Genomic DNA, 15,808 nt, shown 5'->3' on the forward strand with positions numbered 1-15,808 from the left:
ACCCTAGAAAGCCCGATACGCACCATCTGGTGCCTTACGGAGGCCGCGTTGTTCCTCGCCGACTGCCAGGCCAGACTCGCGTTCGACCTGCTGGCCAACACCTGGAACGCGGTCGTCCTGTGGTCGCTGCGCCACGGCCCCCGCCGCCCGGCCGACCTGCGCGTCCAGATCGGCGGCATCAGCCAGAAAGTGCTCACCGAGACGCTGCGCCGCCTGGAGTTCAACGGCCTGGTCCACCGCCGGGCCTACGCCGAGGCGCCGCCCCGCGTCGAGTACGAGCTGACGGACCTGGGCCGGAGCCTCGTCGAGCCGATCGGCGCGCTCGGCGCCTGGGCGTTCGAGCACGCCGAGGAGGTGATGGCGGCGCAGGACAGGGCGGGCGCATGACGTGGTCAGCCTTTCAGTCCGGTGTGCGCCAGTCCTTCGATGAACTGGCGCTGCGCCAGCACGAACACCACCAGGACGGGCAGCGCCGTCATGCTGGCCGCGGCGAGCTGCACGTTCCACATGGGCCCGCCGTAGGCGTCGACGAACTGGGTGAGCGCCTGCGGGAGCGTGAAGTTGGCGGGCGTGGACAGGTAGACGATGGGTTCGAGGTAGAGGTTCCACGAGTGCAGGAAGGTGAAGATGGCGACGGCGCCGAGCGCGGGCCGGGCCAGCGGCAGCGCGACCCTGGCGAAGGTGCCGAACCGGCCGAGCCCGTCGACGCGGGCCGCCTCCTCCAGCTCGCCCGGCAGCGCGATGAAGAACTGCCGCATGATGAACGTGGCCAGCACGCTCGGCGCGCCCAGGATGGGCACCAGGATCAGCGGCCAGTGCGTGTCGGTCAGACCGGCGGTGTGGAACATCTGGAACAACGGGACGATCGTCACCTCGCTCGGGATCAGCAGCCCGACGAGCACGACCACGAACAACGCGTTCTGCCCGGGGAAGCGGATGCGGGCGAAGGCGTAGCCGGCCATGGCGGCGACCGCCATCGTGCCCACGGTGACGACGGCCGCGATGTAGAGGCTGTTCCAGTACTGCTGGGCGAACGGCTGCAGCTCGAACACCCGCCCGTACGAGGAGAAGTCCCACCGGCCGGGCAGCAGCGACGGCGGGAAGGAGAAGATGTCGCTGATCGGCTTGACCGACGAGGTGACCATCCACCAGGTCGGGAAGACGAACGGCACGCACAGCGCGCACAGCGCCCCGTACAACGCGAGCTTGACCCTACGACTCATGGAAGACCCACTTCCGGCGCATCCGCCACTGCACCAGCGTCAGCACGGCGACGATCAGGAACAGCAGGACCGACAGCGTCGCCCCGTACCCGAAGTGCCGGAACTGGAAGGCCTGCTGGTAGAGGTAGTAGACGAGGACCGTGGTCGACATGCCGGGCCCGCCCTGGGTGAGCACCGCGATCTGGGCGAACACCTGCAGCGACCCGACCACGGTGATGATCGAGGTGAGCAGGATGGTGGGGCTGATCAGCGGCACCGTGACGCGGCGGAAGCGGGTCCACGCGCCGGCCCCGTCGAGGTGCGCGGCCTCGTAGAGCTGCCGGGGCACGCCCTGCAGCGCGGCCAGGAAGAGCACCATGTTGAGGCCGACGTTCTTGATCACCTGGACGACGACGACCGACAGCAGCGCGGTGCCCTCGCCGCGCAGCCAGTTGGGCCCGTCGACGCCGGCGACGGCGAGCAGCCCGTTGACGCCGCCCTCGCCCTGGAGCAGGAACTGCCAGACGATGGTCCAGGCGACCAGCGACACCAGCACCGGCGAGAAGAACAGGGTGCGGAAGAACGTGGTGCCGGCGAGCTTCTGGTTGAGCAGGATGGCCAGGGTGAGCGCGAGGGCGAGGTTGAGCACGACCAGGCCTACTGAGAACAGCGCGGTGCTGGTCAGGACCGCGCCCATGTTGGGGTCGGCGAGCAGCTTCTCGTAGTTCCGGCCGCCGACGAACTCGAACGTCCCGGCCAGCACGTTCCACTCCTGGAGGCTGTACCAGACGACGAGGCCGAGCGGCAGCAGCACGAACAGGACACTGCCGGCGAGCTGCGGCGAGACGAGCAGGTAGCCGACGAGGGCGTCGCGGCGCGGGATGGTCCAGAAGGGGCGGCGCCGGGCGGCGGCGCGACCCGCTACCCGGTCGCCGATGTCCGTCGCGGTCATGTCACGCGCCGAGCATGGGCTGGATCTTCGCGCACACGCCGTCCAGCACGGTCTTGACGTCGGCGTCGGCCACCCACAGCGCGTCGAGCGAGGCCCGGACGGTCTGCGCCAGCTCGGCCTGGCCGGTGTGGCCCGGCTTGACGACGCCGGTCTCGATGCCGTCGATCACGACCTCCTGGAGCTGCTCGGGCTTGAGCAGCGGGCTGGTCTTGGCCATGGTCTCGGCGGTGAGCAGGGAGTCGCGGGCGGGCGGGAAGTAGGCGGCGAGCTTGGCGGAGTTCGCCTCGTCGGTGAAGAAGGCGAGGAAGTCGGCGGCCGCTTCGGCGTTGGGCGACTTCTTCAGCACGCCGATCCCGGCCTGCCCGATGACCGCGTACTCGCCCTTGGGCCCTGCGGGCAGCGGCACCAGGTCCCAGCCGAACTCGCCGTCCTCCAGCATGGCGGCGCGCGAGATCTGCGCGACGACCATGGCGGCGTCGCCGGCGAAGAAGTCGGCGACGGTGCCGGGGGCGGGCATGGCCTTGTCCTTGAAGATCATCGTGTGCAGGAACGTCATCGCCTCGACCATCTCGGGGCTGTTGAACCGGCAGGCGGTGCCGTCCTCGCTGTAGGCGGTGGCGCCCCAGCCGCGCCAGATGGTGGCCAGGTTGTCCCAGCCCTTGTAGTCGAAGTCCCAGATGGTCAGGCCGTGCTTGCCCTTGGCGGCCACCGCCTTGTTGATCTCGTTGGCGTGCTCCCAGTCCCACTGGCCCGCCTTGATCAGCTCCTGGGGCGTCTTCTGGCCCGCGGCCTTGACCAGGTCGGTGTTGACGAACACGCCGAACGGCGAGGTGGAGAACGGGTAGGCGAACAGCTCGCCGTCCTTCTCCCACAGCTTGGTCGCGGCGGGGACCAGCTCGCCCGGGTTCTGGATCTTGCTCTTGAGCGGGACGAGCGCGCCGGAGCCGACGAAGTCGGGGGCCGAGTTCTCCAGGATCCAGGCCAGGTCGGGCGGGTTGCCGCCGGCGATCTGGGTGGTGAGCGTGGTCGTGTAGTTCTCGAACGGCAGCGGGTCGAAGGTGATCTCGCCGGTCTCCGGGCGGGTCTTGCGGTAGTCGTCGGCGATCTCCTTGAACAGCTTGAGGTGGGCCTCGTTCGAGGTCCAGATCGTCATCCGGAGCGGCTGCGGGCCCTGCGCGGCCGGCGCGTCGCCGCCTCCGCCGCCGCAGGCGGTGACCGTGAGCAGGGCGCTCAGCGTGAGGGCGGCCAGCTTCGTCTTCATGGGGGGTTCTCCTTCGTCAGTATCCGGTGACGTCGGGCCAGCGCAGCTCCACCCCGTCGCGGGTGAGGCGGTGCTGGTAGTCGGCCAGGAGCCGCTCGTCCTCCCGCACGGCGTGCGGGGTGGTGGCGTGGTCCAGGCAGAACGCGGCGAGCGCGCCGGCGGCCTCGCCGACGTTCCACTCCACCGGGTGCAGGCGGTAGGCGCCGTTGGTGATGTGCGTGGTGCCGATGTTCTTGCAGGCGGGCAGCAGGTTGACCGTCCGCCGCGGGATGAGCGCGCCGAGGGGGATCTCGAACGGGGAGCAGGCGACGTCGATGTAGTTGTCGCCGCCGGTCGAGGGGTGCAGGTCGATGCGGTACATGCCGACGCCCACCGAGTCGGGGTAGGAGACGGCGCCCTTGTCGCCGCGCACCGCCGCGGACAGGTCCTGCTCGGTGACGGTGGTGAGGGCCCGGATGCGCCGGGACTCGCGGATGTAGGGGGCCATGGCCAGGCCGTCGGCGCCGCCGGTGACGTCGCCGCGCGGGCGCAGGCCGGGGTAGCCGGTGCCGCCGTCGTGGCGGGGCGCCTCGGTCTGCAGCCAGTAGAGCACCGACAGGGACAGCTCGCGGGCCGCCGCCAGGTGCCGGCCGGCGTCCGGCACGTCGATGACGGGGCCTTCGAGATAGTCGATCATCGGCCAGTTGACCAGCGTGATGTCGCTCTCGTACGCGCCGGGCAGGAAGTTGTCGCGGGCGGCGATCCTGCGGAAGGTCCACAGGTTGGCGTCGCCGGGGTTGACCCGCTGGTCGGCCTCCACCAGCCGGGGGTCGTCGCCGGGGTTGGGGGTGAAGGAACGCTCCACGATCTCCAGCGTGCGCGGGCTGGGGCAGCGCCACGACAGCAGCTTGTCGCCCCAGAACGACGGCTGGTAGGACCGCCAGAAGTCGTACGAGGCCGGCCTGTCGACGGTGTGGTCGCCGTCCACGTGGTCCATCGCGAAGCACACGGACACGGCCTGCATGTTGAGCGGCTGGGCCTCCTGCGGCGCGCTCGGCTCGCCCGTCTCGGCCTGCGACTCGAACCCGGTGACGTACTCGACCCCGGCCAGCGGCAGCAGCTCGCCGGTCTCGGTGGCGTCCAGCACGTACGCGGCGGTCGCGGTGATCTCGCCGCCGCCGTCGCGGTGCGCGAGCCGCACCGCCGTCACGCGGTCGCCGTCGGTCTCGGCCGCCACCGGGCGGTACGGCTGCAGCACGCGCAGCCTGCCCGACCCGCGGTACGGGGCGAGCATGGCCTCGATGACCGCGACCGCGACCCTGGGCTCGTGGCAGAGCCTGCTGACGTGGCCGGCGCCGGGGTTCAGCTCGCCCCACGCCCGCGCCCGCTCGGTCAGCGGGTAGTGGTCGCGGTAGTAGCGGCGGATGCCGTCGCGCAGCGCCCGGTAGCTGGCGGTGACGCCGAACCGCTCCACCCAGGTGTGCTCGTCCGGCGGCACCGCCTGGCTGGTGAGCTGGCCGCCCAGCCAGTCGTACTCCTCGGTGAGCACCACCGAGCGGCCCGCCCGCAGCAGGGCGAGGGCGGCGGCCACGCCGCCCAGCCCGCCGCCCACGACGAGCGCGTCTGCCGATATCTCAACCACGTGGGGGATCACCTTTCGTCGGGGACGGGCGCCAGCGTCGATCCGTCGACGAGCTCGCACGCCAGCAGTTCCTGCGGGTTGCCGCCGCGTTCCAGCACCCGGGTGAGCAGTTCGACGGCCCTGCGGCCCATCTCGCGCCGGGGGATGCGGAACCCGGTGAAGTCGATGTCGGTGGAGACCGGCCTGGTGGGCGCGCCGAGCGCGACGATCGACAGGTCGCGCGGCACGTCCAGGCCCCGGGCCAGGGCCGCTTCGGCGATGGCCGCGCCGTCGGCCAGCTCCTCGGCGAACACCACGGTCGCGCCGGACTCGAACAGCCCGGCGGTGCTGGCCAGGTGCAGGCCCTCCGCCCCGGTCTCCGCGACGCCCGCGGTGAAGCCGCGCAGCCGGTCGGCGTACGACTCCGCGCCCCGGCCCACGCCGACGTAGGCCATCCGCCGGTGCCCGAGGGCGGCGGCGCGCGCGACCAGTGCGCGCACCGCCGGCGGATAGTCCGCGCCCACGTACGGCACGGGCCCGCCCGCGTCGTCGCGGCGGCCGACCGAGACGAACGGGATGCGCTCGGCCAGCAGCCTGGCCAGGTCGTCGCGGTCGACGGTGCGGCCGAGCAGCACGCAGCCGTCGGCCAGCCGGATCCGGCTCTCCGCGCTGAAGATCCGCCGCCGCTCCCCCTGCGCCGCCTTGGCGCTGGTGAACAGCAGCAGGTCGCAGCCCGCCTCCTCGGCGCACTCCTCGATGCCGACCAGGAACGGGTGGTAGAAGTCGGCGCTCTCGGCGGGGAAGACCGCCTCGTAGGTGAACACGCCGTAGATGCGGTTGCGCCGCTCGGCCAGCCGGCGCGCCGCCGGGTCGGCCACGTAGCCGGTGTCGCGGATCACCTGGAGCACCCGGTCGCGGGTCTCGGGCGAGATCCGCACCTCGCTCTCGGCCTTTCCGTTGAGCACCAGGGACACCGTGGTCTGGCTCACCCCGGCCATCCGCGCGATGTCCTGCTGCGTCAGACGCCGCCCCGAACTCGTCACAGTCCGTCACCCGTTCCGTTGCTAATGCGCATTAGTGCGACATTGTGCGACCGCGCACGCTACGAGGTCAAGAACTAATTCGTATTAGCAAGAGTGCGGTGCCGACCTACAGCCGCATCTGCGCCGGCATCAGGGTCTCGGCGTCGGACAGCTCCACCCCCAGCAGTTCGCCGCCGCCGCCGAAGTCGAGCACCACGCCGTCGGCGACCACCTGCCGCGCCGCCTCGCCCGCCACGATCTCATGCTTCATCGATATATAGGCGATGTTGTGGTAGCGGTCCCAGCTGGTGTAGACGGTGCAGGGGCGTCTGCCGCCCGGCTCCTCCTCCGAGGCGAGCAGACCCTCCCTGGATTCGTGCGAGCCAGCCAGCGCCGCCCGCACCATCGCCATCGCCAGCTCCACTGCCTGCATGGATCCGGCGCCCGTGGCCTTCCGCTCGTGCTCCCAGCCCGCCAGCCCGTCGATCCGGTACGGGCAGGACCAGTCTCCCCCGGCCTCCGCGTACGGCATGCCGATGGCGGCGACCACCTCCCGAGGGGGCTCGGTGCGCAACGTCAGCGTGCGGCGAGCGATCTCGTACATGTTCGTCGCTTTACCCGGAGCGCCCGCTCGGGAAGACTGCCCATGCGACTTCACGAAGGGGGCGTGTGATGACCGAGTCGTTCGGAACACGGTTACGAGCCAGGATCGACAAGTACGGACCGCTCTGCGTGGGGCTGGACCCCAGTCCCGAGCTGCTGCACGCGTGGGGGCTGGACGACTCCCCCGCCGGTCTGGAGCACTTCAGCCGGGGTGTGGTCGACGCGGTGAGCGACCTCGCCGCCGTGGTCAAGCCGCAGTCGGCCTTCTACGAGCGCTGGGGCAGCCGGGGCGTCGCGGTGCTGGAGCGCACCGTCGCCGACCTGCGCGACGCCGGCCCGCTGGTGCTGCTCGACGTCAAGCGCGGCGACGTCGGCGCCACCATGGCCGCCTACGCCGAGGCCTACCTCGACCGGGGCAGCCCGCTGGCGGCCGACGCGGTCACGCTCAGCCCCTATCTCGGGTTCGGCAGTCTGGCGGGCGCGATCACCTCGGCGCTGGCCGCCGACGCGGGCGTGTTCGTCCTCGCCCGCACCTCCAACCCCGAGGGCGCGCGCCTGCAGGAGGCGGTGGCCGGGGAGATCTACGAGGGGGTACGGGCCGCGAACGCCGGTCGCGACCCGCTCGGCTCGGTGGGCGTGGTGGTGGGCGCGACGGTCACCGACCCCGGCTACCCGCTCGACCGCCTCAACGGCCCGATCCTGGCGCCGGGGCTGGGCGCCCAGGGAGCGACTCCGGCCGACGTCGGACGCTTGTTCGCGTCCGTACGGCACGCGGTGCTGCCGTCGGCCTCCCGGTCCCTGCTGGCGGACCAGACCGGCCTACGGGCCCGTACGGAACGCTACCGCGACGAGTGCGCCCACTACCTGACCCCCTGACCCGCACCCACCCCTTGCCCCGAGCATCCCTTGACCCCGTCAGCCCACCCGTCCACAAAGGCCCTCGCTGACGCTCGGACGTCCTGCTGTGCCGGGCTCCGCCCGGCGGCTGTCGCCCCCGATGAGACGATCCCCGATCATTCCTGGACCCGGTCCCGTCCGGGCTGACCCGGCGTCCGGGGCTGCTGCCACACGTCCCTGCCGCCGCTCCACAGCTCCGAGGCGTGGAAAGCGGACCGATCAACAGGCCGTCGTCCAGGTGACGCCGCGGTGCAGCATGGGCGAGTCGTGCCCGGCCAGCTTGGCCCCGGCTGCGCGTGACCGGTTGTCCCGCGTACGTCTCGCCGAAGGGCTGCCGCACGGACCGCGCCCCCCTGACAGGGGCGGCGTCGCGGCGGCCCGGTGGCCGGTTACAGCTTGCCGAGGGCCTTGGCCAGGGCGGTCGCGGCGGAGGCGATCACCTTGTCGTCGTGCGGAGTGTCGTCGTCGTTGCGATTGGTGAAGACCGACAGGATGATCGGCGCGCTCGATCCGGGGGTCCAGACGATCGCGAGGTCGCCGGCCGTGCCGTGGTTGCTCGCGCCGCCGGTGCCGGTCTTGTCGCCGACCGTCCAGTCCTTGGGAAGTCCCGCCTTGATCCGGTTGGCGCCGGTGAGACTCGCCTTCAGCCAGCCGACCAGCCGTGCCCGGTCCTGGGCGTGGAGGGTCTTGCCGGTGGTCAGCTCGGCGAAGGTCCGGGCGGCCGCGGCGGGGGTGGTGGTGTCGCGCTTCTCGCCGGGCGCCCAGTGGGTGAGCGTGGGCTCCGTACGGTCGAGGCGGCTGGTCCGGTCACCGGTGGCGCGGAAGAACCGGGTGAGGCCGGGCGGCCCGCCGATCTGCTTCAGCAGGGTGTTGCCCGCGAAGCCGTCCGATTTGGTGATCCCGGCGCGGCACAGCTGTGCGGGTGTCATCCCGGTGTCGGTGTATTCGGTGGTCTCCGGGGAGTTCCCGGTCAGTTCGGCCATGTCGGCGGGCTTCCAGCGGATCACCTTGTCCATCAGCCCGGGGGCGCTGGTGCGCGCCTTGTGCAGCACCGCCGCGCACGCGAACACCTTGAAGCCGGAGTTGAACGGGAAGCGCTCGCCGGCCCGATAACCAACAGTCTTGCCGGTCGCCAGGTCGATGCCGACCGCGCCGATACGCCCGTCGTAGGTCTTCTCGAGTTCCCGCAGCGTCTTGTCCAGTTCGGAGCCGGTGGCGGCGCCCGCCCCGGGCGCGAGGCCGCCCAGCAGCACGGCGACGGCCGATGTCAGGACCCCTAGTCGCAGTCGTGTCATGCCGAGAAGAAGATCAGAAACCGGCCGGGTCCGTCCAATAGTGATATCGGACTGGCTTTCATACCGGTGCGGATATCACCGCCTGTACGGTGCGAGCTTGTCGGGCGGTATCAGACCGTTCGTGACACATGAGACGTGGACGGAGGCGGCCCTCTGTCACCGTTCCCCCATGACACGCATCGAGCTGGTGGAGCGGATGCGCGGCTCCGGGGTGCTGTGGCGGGGCTGTCTGGACGGGGTCCGGCGGCTGGTGCCGCTCGCGGTGCCCGGCGCGCTCGTGCACGCGCCTCTGTCCGGGTTCGTCCTGTTGCTGATGGTGGTGTGGGCGGGGGGGTCGGCGGCGGTGGTCGACGGGCGGCTGGACCTGATCGGGGCGTCCGGCGGGGAACTGCTCGCCTGGACGGTGACACTGGCGGCGCTGGTGGTGCTCGCGCAGGCGGTGGTGTTCCCGGCGACGGTGGTGCTCGCGGCGGGGCTGCTGGTAGGCCGGCGGGTTCCGCCGGTGGTGGCGCTGCGGATGGCCGCGCGGCGGTTCCCGGCCATGTTCCTCCTGGTCGTGCTGGCCTTCGTGGCCTACGCGGCGATCGTGGCCGCCGGGTCCGGCGTGCTGGTGGTGACCGGCCGGGAATGGCCGGCCACGGTGGTCATGGTGGTGCTGGGGCTGGTGGCGATGCCGGGTCTGCTGGCCGTGCCGTCGGTCATGCTGCACGGGTGCACGGCGCCGGGCGCGATCGTCCGCGCCTACCGGTTGGTCCGCTACCGGGAACTGCCGACGGCCTGCACGCTGGCTCTCGGGGTGGTCGTGGTGCCCGTGGCGGTGGCGCGGGCGGCGGAACATGCCCTGGCGCCGCTGCCGGGGCCGCTGTCCACGGCGGGGTGGGCGGTGGCCGGGACGGTCCTGGCGCTGGCCGTTACGCCGGTCCAGGCGGCCGTGGTGGCGCGGCAGTTCCTGCACTGCGTGGCCTGGCGTACCGAGACGCATGACGAGGATCTGGAGCACGGCGTGCCGACCGGGACGGCGCGGCCGGTCAGGGCGGCGCTGTGGCCGGTGGTGCTGGCGCCGGGGCTGCTGTTCGGCGGGATCGTGCTGGTCAACCCGTTCGGGTGGACGGAGGTCACCGAGACGGTAGTGACCGGAGGCGAGGATTCCGAGGCCCGGGGATCGGGAGCCGGGACGCTGTCGTTCCGGCCGTGGGAGCTGCGGAGCGCGCACGCCGGTCACGACGGCGAGCTGAAGGTGGTGGTGGACGGGTTGTACACCGCCGCGGGCGTGCTGACGTGCGGCGACCCCTCGTGCGAGCGGGCCGGCCTCGCGTGGGCGGACGACGTGACGGCTCTCTCAGACAAGGCGAGGAACGGGTACGCCGCCGCGCGGCTGCCGGACGGCAGGATGGCGGTGACCACCTGGTCGGGGCCGCGACTCAGGGTGTCACACTGCGGGACCTTCGCCTGCGCGGCGGCCCCGGGCGGGGCGGTCGTCGCGGAGGCGCGCGACCGGCCGTTCCACGCGGGGGTGGCGATGGCGGTACGACGGGACGGCGGGCTGGTCGTGGCCTTCGCCGACAGGGAGCGGGCGGACGGCGGCGACGACCTCGTCACCCTCGTCTCCTGTGCGGACGCGGCCTGTTCCCGGCCGGAGCCGAGCGAGGCCGCGCGGCTGGCCCCGGCCGCGTATCTGAACGGCCCGCCCGTCCTGGCGGTCGCGGTGGGGCCCGGTGACCGGCCGGTGGCCGCCCGGTTCGACATCGTCACCGGCCAGGTCCACGTCATCTCGTGCGCGGACGCGGGCTGCCGGCGACCGCGCGTGGCCAGGCCGGTGCCGCCGTATCCGGCGCGGGACGACGCCGGGCTGCGCCAGGAGACCGGGCTCACGCTGGCGGTGCGGGCGGACGGCCGTCCGGTGATCGCGTACCGGGACGTACGCGACCGTGCGGCCAAGCTGCTGGACTGCCGCACCCCGGACTGCGCGCGGGCGGACGTCGTCACCCTGGACGCCGGCGACACGGACCTGGCCACCCCGGCGCTGGTCCTGGACCGGGCGGGCCGGACCCTGGTCGCCTTCCAGAACGCCGAGGGGACCCGGATCATGCTGACGACGTGCACCGGGGGCCGTTGCACGAGCACTCCTGTGGCCAGGATCCGCGGCGGCGCCGGCGAAACCCTCGCGATGACCCTGGACAGCGAGGGCAGGCCGGTGATCGTGTGGCTGGACTACGACGCCGCCCCGGAACCCGGCTGGGAGCTGGTCATCACCACACCACTCAACCTCACCGACTGACGAGGCCGACGTAGGTGCGCTCGTCTCCCCCGGACATCGCCTTGCGCTCAGCCGATGAGGCCGATGTCGAGGGCGCCCGCATGACCTTGCTTTCAGCCGGTGGGACCGATGTCGGGGCGTTCCTCCTCACCCTCGGCGTGGTCTCGCTCCTCGGGGCGGTCCTCGTCGGGCCACTCCGGCTCGTCGCGGGCCTCGGGAGGGTCCGCGGGGATGGGGCGGCGGGACTTCTCGGTGCTCGCGCCGGAGCGCTCCGCGACCACGTCGCTCTCCGCGCCGAGGCCGTCCGCCGCAGGGGACGTGTCGCCGGGGTTCTCGCTCATACCTTCCCCGTGCCCTCACCTCATGGTTCGATGCGGGCGGGCCCGGATCCGATGGGGCCGGGTCACCCGATCTCGGCGTCGATCTCGGCGCGGAGCGGCATCGAGGTGGACGCCCCCTCGCGCCGCACGGAAAGCGCCGCCGCCGCCGCGGCGAACCGGAGGGCGTCCGCCGCCGGACGCCCCTCGGCGCGGGCCACCGCGAGCGCCCCGGCGAACGTGTCGCCCGCCGCCGTGGTGTCGACCGCCTTGACGGGTACGGCGGGCACGTGGAGCCGCTCCCCCGCGCGCGACCCGTACAGCGCGCCCTGGGAGCCGAGCGTGATGACCGCCTCCTCGACCCGTTCGAGCAGCTTGTCCAGGGCGGCGCCGGGGTCGGCGGCGCCGGTGATGCCGGCGGCCTCGTGCTCGTTGGGCAGCAGCAGGGTGACCGCGTCCAGCAGGGCGCCGGGCAGCGGCTGGGCGGGGGCGGGGGTGAGGATGACGGGCACGCCGGCCTCGCGGGCGGCGCGGGCGGCGGCGGTGACGGCCGGCATCGGCAGCTCCAGCTGGAGCAGCAGCGCCTGTGAGGCGGCGATGACGTCGCGCTCGGCGGCGGTGGGGCCGGTGACGGTGCCGTTCGCGCCGGGGACGACGATGATCGAGTTGCCGCCCTCGTCGTCGACCACGATGTGCGCGATGCCGCTCACGCCGGGCGCCCGGCGGAGCAGCCCGACGTCGACGCCCGCCCCGGCGAGGGTGTCGCGCATCTCGGCGCCGAAGGCGTCGTCGCCGACCGCGCCCAGGAACGTCACCGGGGCGCCCGCGCGGGCGGCGGCGATGGCCTGGTTGGCGCCCTTGCCGCCGGGCACGGTGCGGAAGTCGCGCCCGGTCACGGTCTCGCCCAGCTTGGGCGCACGGCCGACGTAGGCGGCCAGGTCCATGTTGGCGCTGCCGAAGACGGTGATCACGGGTGCATCAACTCCTGGGTGCGGCGGGCCAGCTGTTCCAGGCCGATGCCGTCGAAGCCGGTCAGGCTGCTGGCCAGGCTGTCGCGCAGCGCCCACTGGCTGGGGACGCCGCCGTTCAGCGCGCCGGCGATGGAGCCCGCGGTGGCGCCGGCGGAGTCGGTGTCCCAGCCTCCGGCGACGGCTCCGGCGACGGTGGCGGTGAAGTCGCCGCGGCCGTGCACGAGGGCGGCGGCGATGAGGGCGGCGTTGTTGATCGTGTGCACCCAGTGCAGGTCCCCGTGCCGCTCGTGCAGCAGGTCGACGACGCGCTCGAAGTCGTCCTCGCGGGCGGCGTCCTCGGCCGCCTGCCGGACCGCCCGGTGCAGCCGGGATCGGGGCGGCACCACCGACAGCCCCGCCTCGACGACCTCCTCGGCGGAGCCGGCGACCATCGAGGAGGCGCACATGGCGGCCGCGAACATGGCGCCGTAGAGGCCGTTGGCGGTGTGGGTGAGCCGGGCGTCCCGCCAGGCGTACTCGGCGGCGGTGCCGGGATCGCCAGGGTTGACCCACCCGTACACGTCCGCCCTGATCAGCGCGCCGATCCACTCCCTGAACGGGTTGCGGCGGGTGGCGGTCCGCGGGGGCTCGACGCCGTCGAGGAGGTTGCGGTACGCGACGCGCTCGGCGGTGAACGTGCGCCCGGCGGGCAGCTCGTCGAGCCAGAGCCTGGCCACGTCGTCGGTGGAGAACCCGCGGCCGTGCCGTTCGAGCACGGACAGGGCGAGCAGCGGGTAGTTGAGGTCGTCGTCCTCGGGGATGCCGTCGATGTTCTCGGCCAGGGAGTTGACGGCGCTGCGCCGGTTCCACGGCCACCGCTCGGCCACCTCGTCCGGCAGGCCCTCGGCGGTGAACCAGCCGCGGATCGGCCAGTTGCCGGTGGCCTCGGCGATCTCCCTGATGCCCGTACGCGGGATCTTCTCGACCGGCTTGCCGAGCACGCACCCGGCGGCGCGGCCCTGCCAGGCGCCCAGCACCCGGTCGTGGGCCGCGACGACGCCGCGCGCGGGCCGCGGCCAGCCGGGGCAGGCGGCGATGATCGTGAGCAGGTCGCCGGGCTCGTCGAGCGGCGAAGGGAGGGCGGCCAGCTCGTCCAGGAGCTCCTCGGCGAGCGGGCGCAGCGCCCGCGCGCCGGGCTCGGACGCGCCGGCGCGGGGCGGGGCGTCGTGCCCGCCGGCGGCGTGCCAGCGCTTGGCGACCAGCGTGGCGTCCCTGCCGTCCTCGGCGGCCTGCCTCAGCTCGTGGCCGACCAGGTCCTCGGGCTGGACCCAGGTGAGCCGGATCATCGATCCTCCAGGAGCGCGGCGAACGCGGCCTCGTGGGCGCGGCGCCGGGCCACGTCGCCGGCGTGCACGCGGCGGGCGACGGCGGCGAGGGCACGGCCGGGCGCCACCAGGTCGGTGCGGCTGGCGATGCCCACCCGCTCGATCCACTCCTGCGGGACCGCGCCGAGGCCGCCCAGCGCGCCCGCGATGGCGCCGCCCATGGAGGCGATGGAGTCGGCGTCGCGGCCGTAGTTGACGCCGCCCAGCACCGTCTCCCGGTAGTCGCCCTTGGCGATCACCAGGAAGGCCAGGGCCAGCGGCAGCTCTTCGATGCTGTGCACGCGGCTCGGCCTGCGGGCGCCGAGGCCCTGGTCGCGGTAGGTGTCGGCGACCGTGTCGTAGGGCCGCACGGCGGCGCGGAGCGCCTCGAACGAGCCGTCCCAGTGGCCGAGCCCGCGAGCCGTCTCGCACACGGCCTCGATGGCGGCGCGGGTGCCGTCCTTGGCCAGCCGGATACAGGAGGCGACGACCGAGTCGGCGGTGGCGCCCGGCCGCATCGCCTCGGCCACCGCCGCCGCCATCACCCCTGCGGCCTCGCGGCCGTAGCTGGACTGGTGCGCGCCGGTCAGGTCGACGGCCTCGGCGTAGGCGGCGTCGGGGTCGCCCGCGTTGACGACGCCGACGGGGGCCACGTACATGGCGGCGCCGCAGTTGACGATGTTGCCGGTGCCGGCCTCGCGCGGGTCGGCGTGGCCGTAGTGGAGGCGGGCGACGATCCACTTCTCGGCCAGGAAGATCCGCTGCAGCGGCAGCGCCTCGGCCTCCAGCTCGGGGATCCACTGACGCTCGGCCATCAGCTCGGGCACCATGTGCTCGGCCATCGCGTACGCGTCGAGGTGGCCGCGCGCCTTCTCGTACACGCGGATGAGCGCGTGCGTCATGAGCGTGTCGTCGGTGATGTGGCCGTCGCCCTTGTGGTACGGGGCGATGGGGCGGGCGTTGCGCCAGTCGTCGTTGAACGGCGGCACGATGCCCTCGACCCGGCCGCCGTAGCGTTCCACGATCTGCTCGGGGGTCCAGCCCTCGGTCGCGCCGCCCAGCGCGTCACCGACCGCCGCCCCCGCCACGCAGCCAGTCGCCCTGTCTTCAAGCGGCGTCATGAGAGTCCTTTCAGAAGTTCGATGAGATCTTTGCCCGCCAGCTCCGGCAGGCAACAGCCGGCGAGCGTGCGGGCTGGTGTGATCCACCCCTCCGGGATCGCACCGTACCCCCCGCAGGCCCCCGTGAGCGCGCCCGTGAGCGCGGGGGCCGAGTCGGCCAGCGCCGCCAGGCACGCGGCGGCGGGCACGGCCCGGCCGAGCTCGCCGTCCGACGCCTCGGTCAGGGCGAGCGCGGCGGGCACGGTCAGCGCGGCGCCCACCCCGTAGCTGTAGACGTGGTCGAGCAGGGCCGCGTCCAGCGCGGGCACCGCGCCGAACGGGTCGCCCGCCGCGCGGGCGGCGGCCAGTGCCAGGCGGGCGTTGTGCCCGATGGCGGTGTCCTCCGGCAGTACGGCGAGCGCGGCGCCGACGGCCTCGGCCGCCGAGCCGGTGGCGACGGCCTCGGCCACGGCGGCGGCGACGGCGCGGGCCCCGAGCAGGCCGTCTCCGGCGTTGGTGACCTGGGCGTCCTCGTCCGGTGCCGCGCCGCGCAGACCGTAGGCGACGGCTCTCACGGCGGCGGCGTCGTCGAAGTGGTGCGGGTTGTCGTGGCCGCTGGCGGGCGGCTCGACGCCTCTGGCCAGGTTGTCCAGCGCGGTGGCGACCGAGACGCGGGCCCTGATGTCGTCGCGGCCGACGAGCGTCCGGAACGCGTCGGCGCGCGGTGTGCCCATGGTGAGCAGCGTCCAGGCGAGCCATTCCGCGTCGTCGGACGGGCCGACGGCCAGCGGCGCGGTCGGCTGGTTCAGCGCGAACGGCACCGGCAGCGTGGTGAGCCGGTGCTCCTCGGCGAAGGCGTCCAGCTCCCGGTGCAGCCTGCGGCTCCACGGCGCGTGCAGCGCGGCCCGATGCCTGGCCGCGGGCCAGCCCGCGGCGTCTCCCACGGCGAGCCCGACGACGGCTCCCGCGATCCTGTCCCCCGACATCT

General features: G+C 73.2%; 15 protein-coding genes. 3 read left to right on the forward strand and 12 right to left on the reverse strand.

The window, feature by feature from the left end; genetic code table 11:
• Positions 1 to 48 precede the first annotated feature (48 nt).
• Entirely contained in the window at positions 49 to 387 is a 339-nt protein-coding gene (locus tag ABD999_RS12575; RefSeq protein WP_246640733.1) for a winged helix-turn-helix transcriptional regulator, read from the forward strand.
• 5 nt (positions 388 to 392) lie between these two features.
• On the opposite strand, the gene ABD999_RS12580 is transcribed toward ABD999_RS12575, so the two are convergent.
• From ABD999_RS12580 to ABD999_RS12605, 6 genes are all read right to left on the reverse strand, one after another.
• The gene (locus ABD999_RS12580) at positions 393 to 1,223 is read right to left on the reverse strand and encodes a carbohydrate ABC transporter permease (protein WP_148030740.1); all 831 of its coding nucleotides are present in this window, start codon (positions 1,221 to 1,223) and stop codon (positions 393 to 395) included.
• Entirely contained in the window at positions 1,213 to 2,154 is a 942-nt protein-coding gene (locus tag ABD999_RS12585; RefSeq protein ID WP_271279792.1) for a carbohydrate ABC transporter permease, read from the reverse strand. The genes ABD999_RS12580 and ABD999_RS12585 overlap by 11 nt, the downstream gene beginning before the upstream one ends.
• A gap of 1 nt (position 2,155) precedes the next feature.
• Positions 2,156 to 3,415: an ABC transporter substrate-binding protein gene (locus ABD999_RS12590; RefSeq protein WP_271279793.1), complete on the reverse strand. Its 1,260-nt coding sequence runs from the start codon at positions 3,413 to 3,415 to the stop codon at positions 2,156 to 2,158.
• A gap of 16 nt (positions 3,416 to 3,431) precedes the next feature.
• Positions 3,432 to 5,036, reverse strand: coding sequence for an FAD-dependent oxidoreductase (locus tag ABD999_RS12595; protein ID WP_271279794.1), 1,605 nt, complete (start codon positions 5,034 to 5,036; stop codon positions 3,432 to 3,434).
• Between the two features lie 8 nt (positions 5,037 to 5,044).
• Positions 5,045 to 6,058: a LacI family DNA-binding transcriptional regulator gene (locus ABD999_RS12600; protein ID WP_271279795.1), complete on the reverse strand. Its 1,014-nt coding sequence runs from the start codon at positions 6,056 to 6,058 to the stop codon at positions 5,045 to 5,047.
• Between the two features lie 106 nt (positions 6,059 to 6,164).
• The gene (locus ABD999_RS12605; protein ID WP_271279796.1) at positions 6,165 to 6,641 is read right to left on the reverse strand and encodes a DUF6968 family protein; all 477 of its coding nucleotides are present in this window, start codon (positions 6,639 to 6,641) and stop codon (positions 6,165 to 6,167) included.
• Between the two features lie 68 nt (positions 6,642 to 6,709).
• On the opposite strand from ABD999_RS12605, the gene pyrF reads away from it, so the two are divergent.
• A complete protein-coding gene (gene pyrF, locus ABD999_RS12610; RefSeq protein ID WP_271279797.1) occupies positions 6,710 to 7,516 on the forward strand; it encodes an orotidine-5'-phosphate decarboxylase in 807 nt (268 codons plus the stop codon).
• 410 nt (positions 7,517 to 7,926) lie between these two features.
• Here pyrF and bla read toward each other — a convergent pair whose 3' ends face one another.
• Entirely contained in the window at positions 7,927 to 8,832 is a 906-nt protein-coding gene (gene bla, locus ABD999_RS12615; protein ID WP_271279798.1) for a class A beta-lactamase, read from the reverse strand.
• 169 nt (positions 8,833 to 9,001) lie between these two features.
• Between bla and ABD999_RS12620 the strand changes: the two genes are divergently transcribed.
• A complete protein-coding gene (locus ABD999_RS12620) occupies positions 9,002 to 11,110 on the forward strand; it encodes a hypothetical protein (protein ID WP_271279799.1) in 2,109 nt (702 codons plus the stop codon).
• A 92-nt stretch (positions 11,111 to 11,202) separates the two neighbouring features.
• Here the strand turns inward: ABD999_RS12620 and ABD999_RS12625 are convergent, their stop codons facing one another.
• The 5 genes from ABD999_RS12625 to ABD999_RS12645 form a co-directional block, all read right to left on the reverse strand.
• Positions 11,203 to 11,430, reverse strand: coding sequence for a hypothetical protein (locus ABD999_RS12625; RefSeq protein WP_271279800.1), 228 nt, complete (start codon positions 11,428 to 11,430; stop codon positions 11,203 to 11,205).
• Positions 11,431 to 11,492: 62 nt separating this feature from the next.
• A complete protein-coding gene (gene rbsK, locus ABD999_RS12630) occupies positions 11,493 to 12,377 on the reverse strand; it encodes a ribokinase (protein WP_271279801.1) in 885 nt (294 codons plus the stop codon).
• Positions 12,374 to 13,702, reverse strand: a complete 1,329-nt coding sequence (locus ABD999_RS12635; RefSeq protein ID WP_345482694.1) for an ADP-ribosylglycohydrolase family protein — start codon at positions 13,700 to 13,702, stop codon at positions 12,374 to 12,376. Before ABD999_RS12635 ends, rbsK begins: the two co-directional genes overlap by 4 nt.
• A complete protein-coding gene (locus ABD999_RS12640; RefSeq protein ID WP_345482695.1) occupies positions 13,699 to 14,841 on the reverse strand; it encodes an ADP-ribosylglycohydrolase family protein in 1,143 nt (380 codons plus the stop codon). Before ABD999_RS12640 ends, ABD999_RS12635 begins: the two co-directional genes overlap by 4 nt.
• Positions 14,838 to 15,806 (reverse strand): ADP-ribosylglycohydrolase family protein, encoded by a 969-nt coding sequence (locus ABD999_RS12645; RefSeq protein ID WP_345482696.1) that lies wholly within the window; start codon positions 15,804 to 15,806, stop codon positions 14,838 to 14,840. Before ABD999_RS12645 ends, ABD999_RS12640 begins: the two co-directional genes overlap by 4 nt.
• Positions 15,807 to 15,808 lie beyond the last annotated feature (2 nt).

This window comes from Nonomuraea ferruginea (assembly GCF_039540635.1).
GTDB classification, from domain to species: domain Bacteria; phylum Actinomycetota; class Actinomycetes; order Streptosporangiales; family Streptosporangiaceae; genus Nonomuraea; species Nonomuraea ferruginea.

Bases quoted from the DNA above. Each gene is read 5' to 3' on its own strand.
- ABD999_RS12590 (WP_271279793.1), bottom strand. From the start codon at position 3,415: ATGAAGACGAAGCTGGCCGCCCTCACGCTGAGCGCCCTGCTCACGGTC.
- ABD999_RS12580 (WP_148030740.1), bottom strand. From the start codon at position 1,223: ATGAGTCGTAGGGTCAAGCTCGCGTTGTACGGGGCGCTGTGCGCGCTG.
- ABD999_RS12585 (WP_271279792.1), bottom strand. From the start codon at position 2,154: ATGACCGCGACGGACATCGGCGACCGGGTAGCGGGTCGCGCCGCCGCC.
- ABD999_RS12645 (WP_345482696.1), bottom strand. From the start codon at position 15,806: ATGTCGGGGGACAGGATCGCGGGAGCCGTCGTCGGGCTCGCCGTGGGA.
- bla (WP_271279798.1), bottom strand. From the start codon at position 8,832: ATGACACGACTGCGACTAGGGGTCCTGACATCGGCCGTCGCCGTGCTG.
- ABD999_RS12620 (WP_271279799.1), top strand. From the start codon at position 9,002: ATGACACGCATCGAGCTGGTGGAGCGGATGCGCGGCTCCGGGGTGCTG.
- ABD999_RS12605 (WP_271279796.1), bottom strand. From the start codon at position 6,641: ATGTACGAGATCGCTCGCCGCACGCTGACGTTGCGCACCGAGCCCCCT.
- ABD999_RS12635 (WP_345482694.1), bottom strand. From the start codon at position 13,702: ATGATCCGGCTCACCTGGGTCCAGCCCGAGGACCTGGTCGGCCACGAG.
- pyrF (WP_271279797.1), top strand. From the start codon at position 6,710: ATGACCGAGTCGTTCGGAACACGGTTACGAGCCAGGATCGACAAGTAC.
- ABD999_RS12640 (WP_345482695.1), bottom strand. From the start codon at position 14,841: ATGACGCCGCTTGAAGACAGGGCGACTGGCTGCGTGGCGGGGGCGGCG.
- ABD999_RS12625 (WP_271279800.1), bottom strand. From the start codon at position 11,430: ATGAGCGAGAACCCCGGCGACACGTCCCCTGCGGCGGACGGCCTCGGC.